Annotated in this window: 15 protein-coding genes; 2 read left to right on the forward strand and 13 right to left on the reverse strand. The window is 55.2% G+C overall.

Annotated elements, in window-relative coordinates:
- Nucleotides 1-2: 2 nt before the first annotated feature.
- Nucleotides 3-893 (forward strand): bifunctional methylenetetrahydrofolate dehydrogenase/methenyltetrahydrofolate cyclohydrolase FolD, encoded by an 891-nt coding sequence (gene folD / locus GOX61_RS03115; RefSeq protein ID WP_155143328.1) that lies wholly within the window; start codon nucleotides 3-5, stop codon nucleotides 891-893.
- Nucleotides 894-1,233: 340 nt separating this feature from the next.
- Nucleotides 1,234-1,872, forward strand: a complete 639-nt coding sequence (locus GOX61_RS03120) for a LytTR family DNA-binding domain-containing protein (protein WP_254436737.1) — start codon at nucleotides 1,234-1,236, stop codon at nucleotides 1,870-1,872.
- A gap of 4 nt (nucleotides 1,873-1,876) precedes the next feature.
- Here GOX61_RS03120 and pdeM read toward each other — a convergent pair whose 3' ends face one another.
- The 13 genes from pdeM to cpaB all read right to left on the reverse strand — a co-directional run bounded on the left by pdeM (nucleotide 1,877) and on the right by cpaB (nucleotide 16,531).
- Nucleotides 1,877-2,539: a ligase-associated DNA damage response endonuclease PdeM gene (gene pdeM, locus GOX61_RS03125; protein WP_170331204.1), complete on the reverse strand. Its 663-nt coding sequence runs from the start codon at nucleotides 2,537-2,539 to the stop codon at nucleotides 1,877-1,879.
- 44 nt (nucleotides 2,540-2,583) lie between these two features.
- Nucleotides 2,584-4,995 (reverse strand): ligase-associated DNA damage response DEXH box helicase, encoded by a 2,412-nt coding sequence (locus GOX61_RS03130; RefSeq protein ID WP_170331206.1) that lies wholly within the window; start codon nucleotides 4,993-4,995, stop codon nucleotides 2,584-2,586.
- A 49-nt stretch (nucleotides 4,996-5,044) separates the two neighbouring features.
- Nucleotides 5,045-6,352 (reverse strand): ATPase, encoded by a 1,308-nt coding sequence (locus tag GOX61_RS03135; protein WP_155143332.1) that lies wholly within the window; start codon nucleotides 6,350-6,352, stop codon nucleotides 5,045-5,047.
- A 118-nt stretch (nucleotides 6,353-6,470) separates the two neighbouring features.
- Nucleotides 6,471-7,016 (reverse strand): prepilin peptidase, encoded by a 546-nt coding sequence (locus GOX61_RS03140; RefSeq protein ID WP_170331208.1) that lies wholly within the window; start codon nucleotides 7,014-7,016, stop codon nucleotides 6,471-6,473.
- Nucleotides 7,017-7,019: 3 nt separating this feature from the next.
- Nucleotides 7,020-7,871, reverse strand: a complete 852-nt coding sequence (locus tag GOX61_RS03145) for a tetratricopeptide repeat protein (protein ID WP_155143334.1) — start codon at nucleotides 7,869-7,871, stop codon at nucleotides 7,020-7,022.
- Nucleotides 7,872-7,902: 31 nt separating this feature from the next.
- Complete coding sequence (locus GOX61_RS03150; RefSeq protein ID WP_155143343.1) at nucleotides 7,903-8,415, reverse strand: tetratricopeptide repeat protein; 513 nt, start codon at nucleotides 8,413-8,415, stop codon at nucleotides 7,903-7,905.
- A gap of 79 nt (nucleotides 8,416-8,494) precedes the next feature.
- Entirely contained in the window at nucleotides 8,495-9,496 is a 1,002-nt protein-coding gene (locus tag GOX61_RS03155) for a type II secretion system F family protein (RefSeq protein ID WP_170331210.1), read from the reverse strand.
- 10 nt (nucleotides 9,497-9,506) lie between these two features.
- Nucleotides 9,507-10,475 (reverse strand): type II secretion system F family protein, encoded by a 969-nt coding sequence (locus GOX61_RS03160; RefSeq protein ID WP_155143336.1) that lies wholly within the window; start codon nucleotides 10,473-10,475, stop codon nucleotides 9,507-9,509.
- An 11-nt stretch (nucleotides 10,476-10,486) separates the two neighbouring features.
- A complete protein-coding gene (locus tag GOX61_RS03165) occupies nucleotides 10,487-11,935 on the reverse strand; it encodes a CpaF family protein (RefSeq protein ID WP_170331212.1) in 1,449 nt (482 codons plus the stop codon).
- 23 nt (nucleotides 11,936-11,958) lie between these two features.
- Complete coding sequence (locus GOX61_RS03170; RefSeq protein ID WP_155139553.1) at nucleotides 11,959-13,194, reverse strand: AAA family ATPase; 1,236 nt, start codon at nucleotides 13,192-13,194, stop codon at nucleotides 11,959-11,961.
- Nucleotides 13,195-13,391: 197 nt separating this feature from the next.
- On the reverse strand, nucleotides 13,392-14,030 hold the full coding sequence (locus GOX61_RS03175) for an OmpA family protein (protein WP_155139555.1): 639 nt from the start codon (nucleotides 14,028-14,030) through the stop codon (nucleotides 13,392-13,394).
- 17 nt (nucleotides 14,031-14,047) lie between these two features.
- Nucleotides 14,048-15,454: a type II and III secretion system protein family protein gene (locus tag GOX61_RS03180; protein ID WP_155139557.1), complete on the reverse strand. Its 1,407-nt coding sequence runs from the start codon at nucleotides 15,452-15,454 to the stop codon at nucleotides 14,048-14,050.
- Nucleotides 15,455-15,649: 195 nt separating this feature from the next.
- The gene (gene cpaB / locus GOX61_RS03185; protein WP_155139558.1) at nucleotides 15,650-16,531 is read right to left on the reverse strand and encodes a Flp pilus assembly protein CpaB; all 882 of its coding nucleotides are present in this window, start codon (nucleotides 16,529-16,531) and stop codon (nucleotides 15,650-15,652) included.
- Between the last annotated feature and the right edge of the window lie 350 nt (nucleotides 16,532-16,881).

Below are 16,881 nucleotides of genomic sequence, written 5' to 3' on the forward strand. Positions count from 1 at the left end.
GGATGGTAGCGCAGGTTATCGACGGAAAGGCCTTTGCGGCCAAGGTTCGCGCGCAGGTGGCCGATCAGGTCGCAAAGCTGAAAGAAGAAAATGGCATCACCCCCGGTCTCGCCGTGGTTCTGGTGGGTGAAGACCCAGCCAGCCAGGTTTATGTCCGCTCGAAAGGCAAGATGACCGTCGAAGTCGGCATGAATTCGTACGAGCACAAGCTGGACGTCGATACATCCGAGGAAGATCTGCTGGCCCTGATCGACAAGCTGAACAACGATCCGGCTGTACATGGCATTCTGGTGCAGTTGCCTCTGCCCAAGCACCTGAACGAAGATCTGGTCATTAACTCGATAGACCCCTCCAAAGATGTTGATGGCTTCCACATCTCGAACGTTGGTCTGTTGGGCACCGGGCAGAAGTCGATGGTACCTTGTACCCCATTGGGCTGCCTGATGATGCTGCGTGACCACCACGGCTCGCTGTCCGGCATGGACGCAGTCGTGATCGGCCGTTCGAACATTGTGGGCAAGCCGATGGCGCAACTGCTGCTGGGTGACAGCTGCACCGTGACCATCGCGCATTCGCGCACCAAGGACCTGCCGGACGTTGTACGCCGCGCCGACATTGTCGTCGCTGCAGTTGGCCGCCCGGAAATGGTGCCTGGTGACTGGATCAAAGAAGGCGCCACTGTCATCGACGTGGGCATCAATCGCATTGAGCGTGATGGTAAGAACAAGCTGGTCGGTGATGTGGACTATGCCAGCGCGGCTGAGCGTGCAGGCGCCATTACACCTGTACCCGGCGGTGTTGGCCCAATGACCATTGCCTGCCTTCTGGCAAATACTCTGACCGCATGCTGCCGTGCAAATAGCCTGCCAGAGCCCGAAGGCCTGACTGCCTAAGACATTTCGCCGGGCAGAGTAATTCTGCCCGGCCCCCCTTTAAATTTGGCTGATTGTTACCAAAATTATCCAAATTTATTGCGGTTGATCACGAATGTGACTTTATCCCATAAACGGGTTTGAATGTCTGACATATCGTGATAAACACGTTATTCCAGCCAGTTACGAAGTATAAGTGCAGGTCGCCCGAGGCATCTGGGCTGGGTTTCGGAAGACCGCTTGTTAGTTTGGTATGACGTCAAAGCTACGCAAGATACTTGCCGCGTGTAGCCCTCAGAGGGTGATCGCCGGTCTCGTATTTATTCCTCTGCTTGCCTACTCTTTTCCACCCTTCCGCGAAATGGATCTGCCATTTTCCCAACGCCTCGTTTTTTGGATCGGCGTGATGATGCTGGCGGTGGCAGCTACTTGGACCTCAAAAACACTGGTAAATGGCCACTTTGATCAGTTAGGCCGATCCATGCCAAACGTGACCTTCACGATCCTGATCCTTGCGCTCTTCACACCATCGCTTTGGCTGCTTGCTTGGATGCTGTATACGTTCAGCGGTCAGGATGCGCCGGACCTGTTGTCGGTCGGTACCTATGGGATATTGTTTAGCGCTGGATTGGTCCTGGTGAGCAGTAGCGATGTCGCCGACTCGACATCTCAGCCGGAAGAATCGATCAAACCGCGACTGACGAACCGTTTGCCAAGTGGATTTTCCGGCCAGATCTATCGGCTGACCGTGCGTGACCACAATGTGGATGTTGTGACTTCGGATGGGACATTCACCATCAGGTCTCGATTTACTGACGCCATCAATGAGATGGAGCCTGTCCCGGGGCATTGTACGCATCGATCACATTGGGTGACGGATGCTTCTATCACCGGCACCGAGAGGATGGACGGGAAGATTTTCTTGCGACTTCAGAACGGTGATCTGGTCCCCGTGAGCAGGAAATACAAACCGAAATTGGTTGAGGATGGTTTGCTCTGAGCCGTCATCTTGGCATTGGCACGATCAGAGGCTGCGGTCCTGTCAGTATCGCTTTGGCGTCGGGTGCCATGATCTCGCTCAGAACCTTTTCAGAGCTGCGCAACCCACCTGTATATGTCCCATAGGCGGGTAAGATCATGCGATCGCTGTCCAGCAGGAAGGCAGGGCGCGTGATCGAGCGTCCTTTGACAAGAATGCGCGCTTTAGGGTGGTAGTGACCGGAAACCTCACCGCGATCGTGGGACTGCGTGATATGCCGGAACACCAGAGAATCGCAGGACCATTCGGACAGATGCGTTCCACCCAGCTCCACTGGTCCCGGATCATGATTGCCCTCAATCCATATCCAATGACGCCCAGCCTGAAGCGTTGAAATCCGCAACCGTTCGTCATCAGTCAGTGACAGAGACGCATCCAGATCGTCAAAGCTGTCGCCAAGACAAATCACTGTTCCTGCTGCGGTGTACTCAAGATCTGTCGCCAGTCGTGCAAGTGTCTCGCGGTTATCGTAAGGGGGCAGGGCGGGGCCTCCGCGCCGGACCATCCTTTCGGATTTTCCAAGATGCAGGTCTGACACACAGAGCAAATCCTGTTCCGGCCACCACAAAGCCCCTGAACCCAGCGCGCGCAGGCGCTGACCTGCAAAGGAAAACTCTAGACTGTTCATGATCCGTTCTTTGCCCGTTTGAGCAGTGTTTGCAAGAGGCAGCGTTACACTTCCGCCAAACCTGCAGTTTGCAACAGACGGGCGCTCTCTTCTGCCAATAGGCGTTCCTCGGCGGCGCCTTTGACAGGGACTTTACCGACTTCAAGGAACAGAGGTGCGGCCAGCGGTGAAACTCGATCCAGGCGCAACAGATCGATCCGATCACCGATACGTTCGATCATGGCCTCAATCCGTCCGAAATCGACTAGCCCGCGCATCGCCTCTTCACGGGTGATTTGCATCAGCAGGTGATCCGGATCGTATTTGAGCAAAGTGTCGTACAGGATGTCTGAGGAAAACGTTGCCTGCCGTCCGCTTTTGCGCTGTCCGCCTGTGTTTCGCTCGATCAGACCTGTAATCGTGGCCGAGGCGCGAAAGGTACGTTTCATCACCGCATTTCCTGCGAGCCAGTTCTCCAGACCATCGCGCAGGGCATCAATCTGAAACAGCGGGCGCGGGTCGGTCACAGCATCCAGCCCCCAGATCAGAGTGGCATAATCAGTTGCCACAAAGCCCAATGGGGCCAATCCTGTTTCTTCCATCCGTTTGGTGACCAGCAAGCCCAGTGTCTGCTGGGCATTGCGACCAGCGAAACCGTAGACACACAAATGTTCTCGCCCATCGCTGGGAAAGCTCTCGATCAGCAGCCTGTCACGCTGCGGCAGCTGTGAGAGGTCACGCTGCAAGGACAGCCATTGCGCTGTATGTGGTGGCAGTTGAGGCCAGTCTGACTGTGCGAACATACGAAGGATGCGATCGCTCAACTGTGTAGAGGTGGCAAATTTCGTACCGGAAAAGGTGGCGATCTTGGGTTTCCGGTCAGCGCGTCGGCTCACCTCGACCGTCATTTCGCGCAACCCTTCGTATCGTACGATCTGCCCCCCGATCAAAAACGTATCTCCGGGCGTCAGAGACGCGGCAAAGGCTTCTTCCACTTCACCCAGCGGCTTGCGCCCGCGATTTCTTTTCAGGCGCACTTTCAGCGTGTCAGTGTCCTGAATGGTGCCCATATTCATTCGGATACGCTGCGCAGCTCTGGGGTCGCGAAGTTGCCACAGCCCATCCTGACGTTGCAGAAGGCGCTGCCAGCGATCATAGGCACGCAGCGCGTAGCCGCCGGTCGCACAGAAATCGAGACAGGCATCAAACTGGGGGCGATCCAGTTGCGCATAGGGTCCCGCGGACGTCATCTCGGTAAACAGAGTATCCGCATCAAATGGCCCCGAGGCTGCAGCGATCAGGATGTGTTGGCATAGGACATCGCGCGGGCCGCGGCCGCGCGGTTCTCCATCCAGCTCATGCGCTTTTGCAGCCTCTAGCGCCGCGATACATTCTACCACTTCGAAACGGTTGGCTGGGACCAGCAAGGCTTTGGATGGTGCATTATAACGATGGTTGGCACGTCCAATGCGTTGAACCAGCCGTTTGACATTCTTTGGTGCTCCGATCTGGATCACCAGATCCACGTCGCCCCAATCGATCCCCAGGTCCAGGCTGCCGGTACAGACGATGGCGCGCAGGTCTCCGCGAACCATAGCGGCTTCGACACGCTCGCGCTGTTGCCGGTCAAGACTGCCGTGGTGGATGCCAATAGGCAGGGCGTCGTCGTTGGCTAGCCAGAGATTATGAAAGAAAATTTCGGCCTGTGCGCGGGTGTTGTGAAAGATCAGTGTCGTCTTGTGTTTCTTGATTTGGTCCAACACTGCGGGGGTCGAATAAGCGGCACCACCACCTGACCATGGTGGCATCTCCTCGGTTTCCAGCATTGAGATATCTGGGTCCGGGCCGGGATCGGCTTGCACAACTTCACAAGGGTCGGGATGGCGGGCCAGAAAGCGCGCGATTGCCTCTGGGTCCTCTACTGTTGCCGACAGTCCTACGCGTCGCAGCGCAGGGTTAAGTGATTGTAACCTGGCCAACGCCAACATCAGCTGATCACCACGTTTGCTTTCGGCCAGAGCGTGGATTTCATCCACGATCACCCTTTCAACGCCGCTGAACATACGGGCCGCATCCTCGTATGAGGTCAGCAGAGCCAGACTCTCGGGCGTGGTCAGCAGGATATGCGGTGGGTCGGCGCGTTGGCGTTTCTTTTGGGTGGCCGAGGTGTCGCCTGTTCGATCCTCGATGCGAATGGGTAAGCCAATCTCTTCTACCGGCACGCGCAGATTACGTCGGATATCTGCAGCCAGCGCCTTTAAAGGAGAGACATAAATCGTATGCAGGCCATTGTGTTTGCCATCAGCGAGTTCGGCAAGTGACGGGAGGAATCCAGCCATGGTTTTGCCCCCGCCGGTGGGGGCGATCAGCACCGTTGCCGGATTTTGCGCCCGGTCGAACATGTCTTGCTGATGGGGGTGAACGGACCAGCCTTTGGCGGCAAACCAATTGTCAATCCGGGCGGGAATCTGCGTCATGACTGCAGATTACCCGCCCGTGATCAGAATGGCAGGGGGGAAGGTGTTCCTAGTGGACGATATGTTCTTCTTTGACGAACATGTTGGCCCATGCACGATCGATCAGGTCAGGGTTCATCTGATAGGGGATGCCCTCGAACTCGCAGATCGAGATCATCTGATCGATGAGGAAGATCGGCTGATAGTTCGCATAGATATTGTTGATCGTCGGGTATTTGACCTTGAGCAGATGAACCAGCGCTGACTCATCCAGTGGCATGCCGCGTTTACGGGCAACCATAGCAAAGATCTTCAGGAAGTTTTCCTGATTCGGGCCATCGATCTTGATCTTGAAGAAGATCCGGCGCAGAGCCGCTTGGTCGAAAATCTCATTCGGGTGGAAGTTGGTCGAAAAGATAACCAGCGTATCGAACGGAACTTCGAACTTTTCACCCGACTGCAGGCCAAGAATATCTTTGCTTTCCTCAAGCGGAACAATCCAACGGTTGATCAGTGCCTGTGGCGGTTCTGCCTGACGACCAAGGTCGTCCACGATAAAGATGCCGCCGGTGGATTTCAGCTGTAGTGGCGCCTGATAGGTACGTGCGGTCGGATTGTAGACCAGATCCAGCATGCTAAGCGAAAGTTCACCACCGGTGACCACCGTTGGGCGCTCACATTGTACATAGCGCGTGTCAAAGCGTTTGCGGCGACGAATGCTGTTGGGGTCATCCGCTTCCTGCTCAATCGCGGTGTGAACGATCGGGTCATAGACCGTAATCACCTGACCGGCATATTCGATGGCGCGAGGGACATAAACGTTATCTCCCAGCGCATCCCGAATACCGTTTGAAATCGAGGACTTACCGTTGCCCGGAGGGCCATACATCAGGATCGAACGACCCGCGCTGACCGCGGGTCCCAGATGGTCCAGCAGACTGTCGGGCAAAACCAGATGCCCCATCGCGCCAGTTAACTGGTCACGCGTGACCTGAATGTTGCGGATCGATTGGCGTTTGACCTGTTCGCGATAGACATCCAGCGGTACTGGCATTGCGCCGAAATATTCGGACTGGCTGAGCGCGTCCAAAGCACGCGCTTTTCCAGCGTCGGTGAGTTGATAGCCCATCTCGTTACCGCTGTTGGCATTCAGCGTACCCGTCGCCTGCAGGAGTTTCTGTTCGCGCGCCATGTCCACCAGTTCCTGGGTAACCGCGCCCGGCAAGCAAATGGCTGAGGCGATGTCAGATACAGTATCCACATTCTTACGAAAGATTGTTTTCAGAAGAATGTCCCGCATCATCACCAGTGGAAGCCGCATTTCACCCAAGCCCTTGGGGGCAGGGGGGGCTACAACGGAGGTCGTCTGCATGTTCATGAGCGTTGCTCGTCTATCAGGTTGTCACGTCAAATGCCCCGAACAGGGGTCGCTTGCGAAAAATTTGGCGCAGCTTTGTGGCAGGACCAAGGCGCGGGCAAGGCGTACTGATGATGGTTTAGGAGCCGTAAAATATACCTAAAATCAAATAGATGGACAAACTCCCGGCCAGGACAAACCCCATTGGGAAGCGATTACCCGTGTCCCAGCTTTTCCAATCCGGCGCGATGCGGCGCAAAGCGGTGTATTTTACGAGCCGATGGGTGGTCACAGCGCCAAGGATTGACGCCGTAACGATGGCCATCAGAACCATCAGATCCCCCAGCCAGATAAAGGGCGCAGCTGATGCACAGAATTTTGCGTCACCGGCTCCCATCGCTCCCGCAGCGGTCAAAAGAATGGCAAAGAACATAACCACGACCAGATGGAATAACTGCCACAGATAGATGGGCAGCGAAAAGGACAATGGACCGATCTCTCCCTCAAGCCACGGTCCTGACCATGGAGGAAGTGCAAACAAACCAACAATGACAAATACCCAGGTCAGCGCTTTGACCGCATGGTTTTTAATCCGCATCTCCCGCATATCCGTGAATATTACGTAAAAGCAGATCGGCAGAACAAACGGCAAAAACCACATCGCGGCCGTTGCGGGTATTTGCATGATTTATGCTTCCTCGAGCGCGCGGAGCGAGCGAACAGCTTCGTCGAAATGCTGTGGATGAGTTGCAATTGCTTCGCGGAACAGGTTTTTGGCGGTCGTCAGGTCGCCCTGCTTTACGGCCGAAATTCCCATCGTGTTCAACAGCTGTGCGCGCTCGGCTTGCGACATCGGAACCACAGGCATTGAATAGTTGCCCTGCGCGCTGCGGGCCAGAACCAGATTGTTCTTGGCCGTGAACAGCGACTTGTCCTGGCGGATTGCTTCGGTGAACAGACGCTCGGCTTCGGCATACTGGCCACGGCTCAGCTTTGAATAGCCCCAGTTGTTCATAACGCCCGCCGGGCGCGTTGTCAGGCCGACGGCCGTTTCATAGAAGTGATCGGCGCGTTTCCAGTCTTTGCTGGAGTCAGCAACCAGTGCCTCCAGTCGATAGCGCTGGAACGTCTCATAAGTGGGGGGGACCGCATCCAGAGCGGCCTTGGCGCGCTTCCACTCGCCGCCGCGAACCAACGCATCTGCGTATTCGACTTTGTCGGCGTTGGTCGCACCCTTCATATCTAGAACACGTTTCCACGCAACCGCCGCTTCGGTGTTGCGCTTGGCACGTGTCAACGAAATGGCCAAACCACGCTGAAGGTCGATGCGGTCCGGGTTTTTACTGGCAGCGCCAAGAAAATAGGTGACCGCCTCGTTGGGGTCGGCAGCGCTCAGCATCACATCGTTCAGGTTGGTTTCGTCGATGACGTTCACTTCCTGGAAAGTGCGTTCAACTTTTTCTTCTTCGGTTTCTTTTGCGCAGGCGGAAAGAACCAGCCCACACGCCACTGCTGTCGGAATCAGGAATAGTTGGCGCATTTTTTGCGTCCTTTTACTGCTCTCGCCTCTGTTACTGGGTTTTGCGAAGCACGAACGCACCGTTGCCCCGCTGTTCCAGCGTATATTCTTGTTCTTGAGGGGTATTATTAACAGGATTTTCCATTTTTGCGAGTGCTAACCGCAGATTGTCACGGATTGCGTCACTTTCGCCATTGTCCAGGGCGTAGGCCCTTTGAAAGACCTGCGACGCCTCGGGATACTGACCGGTTTCCATCAGCAACACGCCCAGATTATTCCACGCCACAGGCCAGTCAGGCTCGTCTTCCACGGCGCGACGTAAAAGCGTTTCCGCCTGGCCCAGACGCCTGAGGCCCAGATTCGCTGTCCCAAGCGAAGTCAGGATTTGAGGGGTCATCCCCTCATCCAAAGCAGCGCGGGTAAAAGACTCGAGCGCCAGCTCATATTCCCCTGCGGCCATCAGCCTGTTTCCGACGGTTAGCTCGTCCGCGGCTTCGCCCTTTGGGTCGACTCCGGGAGGGAAAGGGCCGTTGTTCAGACCGGTGTCAGTGCAAGAAGCCACCATGGTAAGAACCACGGTGGCCAAGATTGGAAAGTTGCGAAACACCCTGATAAAGACTCCTGTAGCAGGCCTAACGAAGGGATTAGAGTCCCGAGTCGACCCCGCCGCCTTTTCCGAACTCCATGATGCCTTTTGCCGATGGACCGACCAGAATGATCAGAAGCGGGGGGACCGTCAGCATCATTGTGGCAAGTGTCATTTTGGTTGGCAACTTGTTCGCGGCTTCTTCGGCGCGCATCACGCGTTTGTCACGCATTTCGCCGGCATAGACCCGCAGGGCTTCGGCGATCGATGTACCAAATGCTGCCGATTGGATCATCACGGTTACAAATGCACTGACATCCTGCACCCCGCAGCGTGTTCCGAAATCACGCAGAACCGTATCTTTGTCCTTACCGGCCTTCATTTCGTATGCGACCACTTCGAACTCCTGCGCGATGTCAGGGTAAGAACTTTGCATTTCCGCCGCCACTCGAACGATCGCCTGATCCATCGACTGACCCGCTTCGACACAGACAAGCATCAGGTCAAGTGCATCCGGGAAGCCCGCCGTAATCGCCTCCTGGCGCTCCGCGACACGTCGGGTAATCCAGTATTTCGGGATGAAGTAGCCGATACCGCCCGGGATCAGAACGCGCATCGCCATCTGTTGACCAGTAAGCTCTTCTTCTCCGCTGGAGAACACTGTGATCAGCAGCACGCCGATCAACAGACCGGCAATGGCCAGGGCGAACTGGGCAAAGTGGAAGAACCGCACCGCGTCTTTGGACTGATAGCCAGCCTGACGCAGCTTGAGTTGCATAGCAGACAGATCGTCTTCGTTCTGCGGCTCAAGAAAACTCGAGAATTTTTCGAGATTTTCGTTCCGCCCAGAGTTTCTGAGCTGGTCCTTTTTGCTCTTTTTTTCTTTCTTCGGCGCTGTATTCGAGCGCTGAAGCTTTTTCAGTGGGTCTTCGGGCTGATTCAGCATCAGCGGAACAGTCACCAGGATCATGAACAGACCTAAAACCCCAACAACGATAAGGGGTCCGAATTCACCCAGCTGCTCTGTCAGCATGTCGTTTACATAGGTCAAGAATTCCATCGGTGACTCCTCAGACCTTAATGTTGGTCAGAATTTTCATAACGATCACGTTCAGTGTCAGCATGATGCCGACAAAGAAGCAGGCCGGAATGAAGTATGGTTCATCTATGACCGTGTCATAGTAGTTCGGATCCTTCACCAGGATGAATACCAGACAGACCAGCGGGAAACCGGACAGAAACTTACCGGACCATTGAGCCTCGGCGGTGATCGCTTTGACGCGTCTGAACAGACGAAAGCGTGCACGAATAACCTGAGCAAGCCCGGCCAGAATATCGGCAAGGTTACCACCGGACTGTTGTTGGATCGCGACGGCAACGGCCAAAAAACGCAAATCCTGCATTCCCAGACGTTCGGCCATATCCTTGAGAGCTTCACCCACGCTCCGGCCATATGCACATTCATCTGCAATGACGCCAAATTCCGTGCCCAAGGGATCCTGTACTTCGTTGGCAACAATCTGAACCGAAGATATGAACGGGTTACCAACGCGCAACGACCGAACCATGAGTTCCACGGCATCGGGCAATTGCTCTTCCATGAGCGCCATACGCTTTTTGGCTTTACTGTTTACCCAAGCATATACAGCGCCGATGCCGATCGCGACCGAGATAGCTGCACGCAAGACAGTATCGGCGGTGGTGCCAATGCTCAGCCCCATAAAGGCCAGACCAGACAGCAAAGCCATGATCATGATCAGTTGGCGGGGACTGAAGGCGATAGCCGCTTTCTGGGCCTTGTCAGCCAGCAACGAGTAGAGCGGGATGCTCTGCGACTTCATGTGCTGCTGCATTTCCTTGCGCAGCTGTTCCAGCACCTGCTCACGGCCGACGCCCTTGTCGAGCATATCCAGCCGCCGGTTGACCCGGCTGTTCAAGCTGATCGATTTGCCAAACGCCACAAGGTAGATACCTTCGACCAGGAGCAAAACTCCGACGAAGATCACGACATAGATAAGCGCCTCTACGGGCAGTTGCATATCCGGATCTCCTACACTGTGGTGGGTTCGTAGATCGACGAGGGCAGATCAAAGCCCCACAGCCGGAACCGCTCGGAATAGTGGCTGCGTACACCTGTCGCGGTAAAGTGACCGATGATCTTGTTGTCTGGAGTCAAGCCAACGCGTTGAAAACGAAAGATTTCCTGCATGGAAATCACATCACCTTCCATGCCGGTGATCTCGGTGATCGAGGTCATCCGACGCGAGCCGTCCTGCAAACGGCTAGCCTGTACGATCAGGTTCACAGCCGATGAGATCTGGCTGCGGACCGCTTTGATCGGCATCTCGATACCGGCCATCGCGATCATGTTCTCCAGACGTGAGATACCGTCGCGGGCCGAGTTGGCGTGAATTGTGGTCATTGATCCGTCGTGGCCGGTGTTCATGGCCTGCAACATGTCGATAACCTCGGCGCCACGCGTCTCGCCCACGATAATGCGGTCAGGACGCATACGCAGGGCGTTTTTCAGACAGTCGCGCGGGCTGACCTCGCCTTTGCCCTCGACGTTGGGCGGGCGGCTTTCCATCCGACCTACATGGGTCTGCTGCAGCTGAAGTTCCGCTGTATCCTCAATCGTCAGGATGCGTTCAGCATCATCGATGAAGCTGGACAAAGCGTTGAGAGTGGTTGTTTTACCAGAACCCGTACCGCCCGAAACGATAACGTTCAGACGGGTCGAGACGGCAGCCTGCAAATAAGCTGCCATTTCTTCCGTAAACGCACCAAAATTGACCAGATCGTCGATGCCAAGCTTGTCTTTTTTGAACTTACGAATGGAAACCAGTGAGCCATCAACCGCAATCGGCGGCACCATCGCGTTGAAACGCGAGCCATCAGCAAGACGGGCGTCAACATAAGGATTTGATTCATCGACGCGACGACCCACAGCGGATACGATCTTGTCGATGATCCGCATCAGGTGCTTTTCGTCTTTAAAGGTAATGTCGCTGACTTCCAGCTTGCCGAATCGTTCGACAAAGATCTGTTGCGGACCATTGACAAGAATATCGTTGACCGTGTCGTCGCGCAGCAATGTCTCCAGCGGACCAAGGCCGGTCACCTCGTCATAGAGTTCCTTGTTGAGCTGCGTCCGGTCCTCGCGATTGAGAACGATATTGCGTGTTTCGAGAACTTCGCTGGCAATTGCGCTGATCTCGGTCCGCAGTTCCGCCTCAGCAGCATTTTCCAGAGCCGCGAGGTTCAGGTTTTCCAAAAGCTCCCGGTGCAGCTCGATCTTGATCTCACCCAAACGCTCTTTGCGTTTGCGTTCCCGATCAGATCCCGTCACCTCGGCTGCCTTCTTTTGCAGCGGCTTGCGAGCGATTGCGTTAGATTTTGCTGCCGCTGGCGCAGCTGCGGCATCAGGGGTTGGCGCCGGAGCGTTGGTCGCCGTTTCAACCGGCTGTCCGGCGGGTTGTTTCTTATATCGTGAAAACACTGCGGCTCCCCCTCGGGCTGATGTTAGGCTGCTTCGGCGTCACTTGTGCCCAGGCTATGCAGCGATTTCGCAAGTTTTGCGATTTCCCGACGTAACGGGTTTTTGGCCGCTGAACTGGACAGGGGCAGACCGTGATCGCCACTTTGCATGACTGGCTTTCCGCCATCAGGCAGTTGCAGATCGATTGAAATGCCCAGGCTTTCGCCCATGCGTTTGACCCGACTTTTACCATTCAGGTCGGTGAATTTGGGGGCCCGGTTCAAAGCAAAGCGAAGCTTGTTGAACGGCAGCTCTTCGGCTTGCAATGCGCGTTTCAGGCGCAATGCGTTCTGAGCAGAGCGCATATCCAGCTCGATAAGGGCGAAATATACATGCGCAGCTTGCAAAACGGTTTCAGACCAGTGGACCAGCGTTTTGGGCATATCTACGATGACATAATCAAAGTGGGCGCGGGCCGTATCGATTACACGCTGTACATCTTCAGGGGTGATGATATCCAGCGGCACCATATCCGACGGTGCAGTCAGCACTTCCATCTTTTCTTCGTAAGTCTGCAATGCAGTGCCGAATACTTCCTCGTCCATTGAGGCCGTATCGGACAGCATCTCGAACACCGTCTCGCGACGGGGCAGGTCAAGATACGTCGAGATTGTGCCATATTGCAGGTCCAGATCGATAAGGCATACTTTGGGGGCATCCTTGTCGGACACCGTTGCCAACTCCCAGGCCAGATTGACCGCAAATGTGGTCGAACCGACACCGCCGGCCAGACCTTGAACGACAAAAAGCGCACCTTCTTTGGAATCCCCGTTCGACAGATGCACAGCGTCAGCTTGCGGTACATGAACCGGATCCGGCTTGTTCATCCGGTCTATTGCTTCCTGCAACTCGTTTTCCGGAAGAGGGTAGGGGACGAATTCGTCAGCACCTTTGCGCAGCAATTGATGCAATGACGCAGGGGTCACATCTTCGGCGATGAGAACAACCTTGATCTTCTTTTCCTTGGCCTGCGAGATGATCTCGCCCATCAGGGTCAGGTTGTCTTCGTCTTCGCCGTCAATCGCGAGGGCAACGAACTGAAGCGATTCGGCTTCGGGCTGGCTGAAGAAGGCGAGCGCTTCGGCAAAACCTAGATCCCCCCAACGCTCCCCCAGCGCAGCTTCCATGTCTTCGATCAACAGATCAAAATTCTGGACATCACGGCTGATCGTGCAGGCCAGGATGGCAGTATTTTCGTCTTGCGGCGTGGCGCTCGTCATAAACACAATCCTCGTCGTGAGAGCGCAGCAAACGAGAGAACGTCGAAGATCGCTATTCGGTCTGCTGTCGCCCTAAAGCGGTCAATTCTGGCCGCAGGTCACCCTATTGTTCGCAAATTCACTCGAAACTTGGGCGAGAATTTGGCGCAAAAGAACCAATTGTAGGGAATTGGGCGACGATGCCGCCCAATCTGGACTTATTGTCCGCCGCCGCCGCCGCCGCCGTCGCCGCCATCATCCGCTTGGATGATGCTGATGGCGGTCGCGCTTTCGACGTACTCGCGATAGATGACTTCGGCGTACTTGCCGTCCAGCACCAGCGGATGCTTGTCGAAGAAGCCTGAGACTTCGGTAACAGTGCGGCGATTCCGGCGATCCCGATCCTGCGTTGCAACAAGAGGTCTCGTCTTTCCGAAGGAAACGACAGCCTCAAGCCGCGATCGTGAAATCCCCTGCTGGGCAAAGAACGATACAACCGCCTGGGCGCGTCGCATGCCCAAGCTCTTATTGTAGCCGGCCGAACCAACAGCGTCGGTATGCCCGTATACACGGAACCGCGCCTCGGGGAACTGTTTGATCCAGTCCGCCTGCTGCAACAGAATGCGCTGAGCTGATGCGTCCAGTTGGGCGCTGTCAAAGGCAAAGTTTATCTGGCTCGGTACTTCTGCCGCAAAGCGACGCGCCAGAATCTGCCCGTATGTCAGTTGGCCGGTCATCACCAGAGTGTTGTGATGACCTGCGTTACCGAAAGTACCCTGATCGATTTCATAGCCAGCTTCGCGAGTACAACCAGCGACAGCGACTGTAAGACCCAGTGTTAAGATCCACTTCTGCATTGGTCCTATCCTCTCAATCAATCCAGCACGTAGCCGTAGGAATTGCCAAAGCCTTGTTTGGCGACTTCCGAGGCTGCGCCGCTGCCATCGCGCGTCGTCCGTGAGACTTTGCCATTCACGAACAGATCGAATTCGCTGGGCGGTTTTACCCGATCCGTGGGTAGCGCCAGCGCTTCGCCACGTGTCGGAGATACCAGATGTGCGGTTACGATAATCATGAGTTCACTTTGCTGACGCTGATATTGAGAGCTGCGGAACAGCGACCCAAGGACCGGAACGTCACCCAACCACGGGACCTGGTTGTTCGAGTCAGTAAAGTTGTCCTGAATCAAGCCCGCAATGGCAAAACTCTCACCGTCCCGCAATTCAACGGTTGTTCTCGTGGTGCGGGTGATGAAGCTTGGAACACGGTCGCCGTTGATAGTGAATTCCGAGTTAGGATCGATGCTCGACACCACAGCACCCATTTCCAGGTTGATCACATCGCTGTCTGTAACCCGCGGCACGAACAGCAATTGCACGCCAAACGTCTTGTATTCGATGGCAACAACACCGTCATCCTGCGGAACCGGAATTGGCACCTCGCCACCTGCAAGGAATTCCGCTTCCTGCCCAGACAAGGCTGACAGATTCGGTTCCGCCAGGCTGCGAGCCAAGCCTTTGGCCTCCAGCGCCTCAAGCAACAAACGAACTTGCGTCGATCCTACACCGAAACCAAAGAGAATGGCGCCGGTATTCGTCTGTGTCAGAGGAATGTTGTTGTTCAGTGCATTGTTAAGAGCGAAATTAGTGTTCAGGCCATTGAAGCCGCCCGTCACGTCGCCCCCTCTAAAGCCAAGCGAAGCTGTTAAGCTCTTTGCAACCGACCGGTTCATTTCGGCAAACCGGACTTTCATCATAACCTGCTGTACGCCACCGACACTCATTAGATTCGATACGCGCTCAGGTGCATACCGTTCCGCCAGTTCCAGTGCTCGTGCCAATCGAGCCGAGCTGGACACAACACCCGAAAGCACGATGCCGTCATTTGCGGTCCGAACTTCGATTCGCTCATTCGGAAGAATCTGGCGAAGTCTCTCTTTAAATTCAGAGACATCCGGTGCAACGCGCACCCGGACGTTCGTGATTAGGTTACCTGCGCCATCAAACAGGGTCAGCGTGGTCAGACCGGGCGCTTTACCAAGAACATAGATTGTGCGGTCTGAAAGCGAGGAGATATCAGCGATGCCTGCGTTGGCGATGCTGAGTTCCGCGAACGGCTGTTCGCTTTCTACCACGATTGCGCGGTTCATCGGAACATCCAGCGTTTCAGCTGTTCCGTTTTTAACCACGCGAATGTTTTCTGCCCAGGCGGCATTGCCAACTGGGCTCATAACAAGTGCCATCCCCAACAGGGATGCACTAATCCAGGAACGTATTGTCATGTGACCTGCCTCTCCGATCACCACTCGATTTTTTTGGGTCTTGCGCCCTATGGTGCCAAACACTGCGCGAATTCGGGATTTATTGCAATAATCAATGGTTTCCGGAATTTTCCTTATGTGGATAATGCGCAACATTCCAATAGATAAGGCCACACGATACGTGTGGCCTTTACCTGTTAACAGACTGAATTGATGTCAGTTTGTGCAGGGAATCTCTGTTGTGACTGTCTCTCCGCCGCGGCGTGTGCGGATGGTGCAGACTTTTTCCTGAACAGGCTGGACTTTAGGAGCCTCTTCTTCGATTCCCAGCAGCTTTCTTTGGTCAACTTCGATCGCGGATGCGATGGTTTCGTCCTGCACGCCAACCAGCGCCAGAGAAAGACGTCCTGTGTTTTGTGCTTGTGCCAAAGCAGCGATCTGTTCGGGCGTCGCCGCAACGGTTACCGTACGTGCGATCGTTGTTCCGGTGACGTCGGAACCGGCGGTCTGGTCCACCGCAATCAGCTGAATGTTGGTTTGAATCAGTCGGGTTATTTCCCCGTCAGCGCCCTGAACAGCACCGCGCAGCGAGCCGGTCCAGTAAACATCGACAATATCGTCCGGACGCAGGAAGCCTGAAACGCCCGATGCGACGTCAACGCTGATGGCGAATGCGCGCATGCCCTTTTCAAGACGAGAGGTCAGGCCAGCTGCTTCACCGGGTTTGGTGACCTTAACCTCCATCAAAGCTTCGTCTTTCTCCATTGTGCGTAAGACGAATCGGTCGCCGTTTGCGATTTCAGGGAACAGAATCGTCATATCGGTAAAGCTGCCTTCGGGAACAGCGGTCTCAGGCCACTCAACCAACCGGACATCTTCTTTCGTCAGCGGTTCGCCGTATTTAAGTGTGCGATTCGATACGACGACCTCGACGGTCGGAACGACATCAACCTTGGCATTGGCCAAGGCTTCCTGGGCGGCCTGCCGTTCACGCGCCAGCTGGGCCTGATACTCAGAAATATAGTTGCGGGCCATGTAGACGGCACCACCGGCCAATGCGACCCCAACGATCAGGACAAGTCCAAATACAGCACGCATTCGCGTCCCCTTGTATTACTGTTACTCTAGGCAAATCTCCACACGAGGTGCGGATTCATCTCGATTGGGTATAGATACGAATTGTGTCGAAAAGGGGGACAATCGGAGATTTTCTTCGGGTTCTCGATTAAACGGACTACAACACCGAAATAGTCTCGGGAAAGGGCGATTTACGCCCCTTCTTTAAAAGTTAGGCCGTCTGATCTCGATATTTGCGAGGGCCGAACCAGTTTGCGAATCCACGTGCTGAAAAGATGTCGAGAGACTCGCATAAGCAATTGCTCCAAGGCCCACGACAGCAGCAGTCAGGACAACCCAGTCTACAGTGACGGCACCGTCTTCGTTCGAAA

The sequence above is a fragment of the Ruegeria arenilitoris genome (genome assembly GCF_013030265.1).
Lineage (GTDB): Bacteria > Pseudomonadota > Alphaproteobacteria > Rhodobacterales > Rhodobacteraceae > Ruegeria > Ruegeria arenilitoris_E.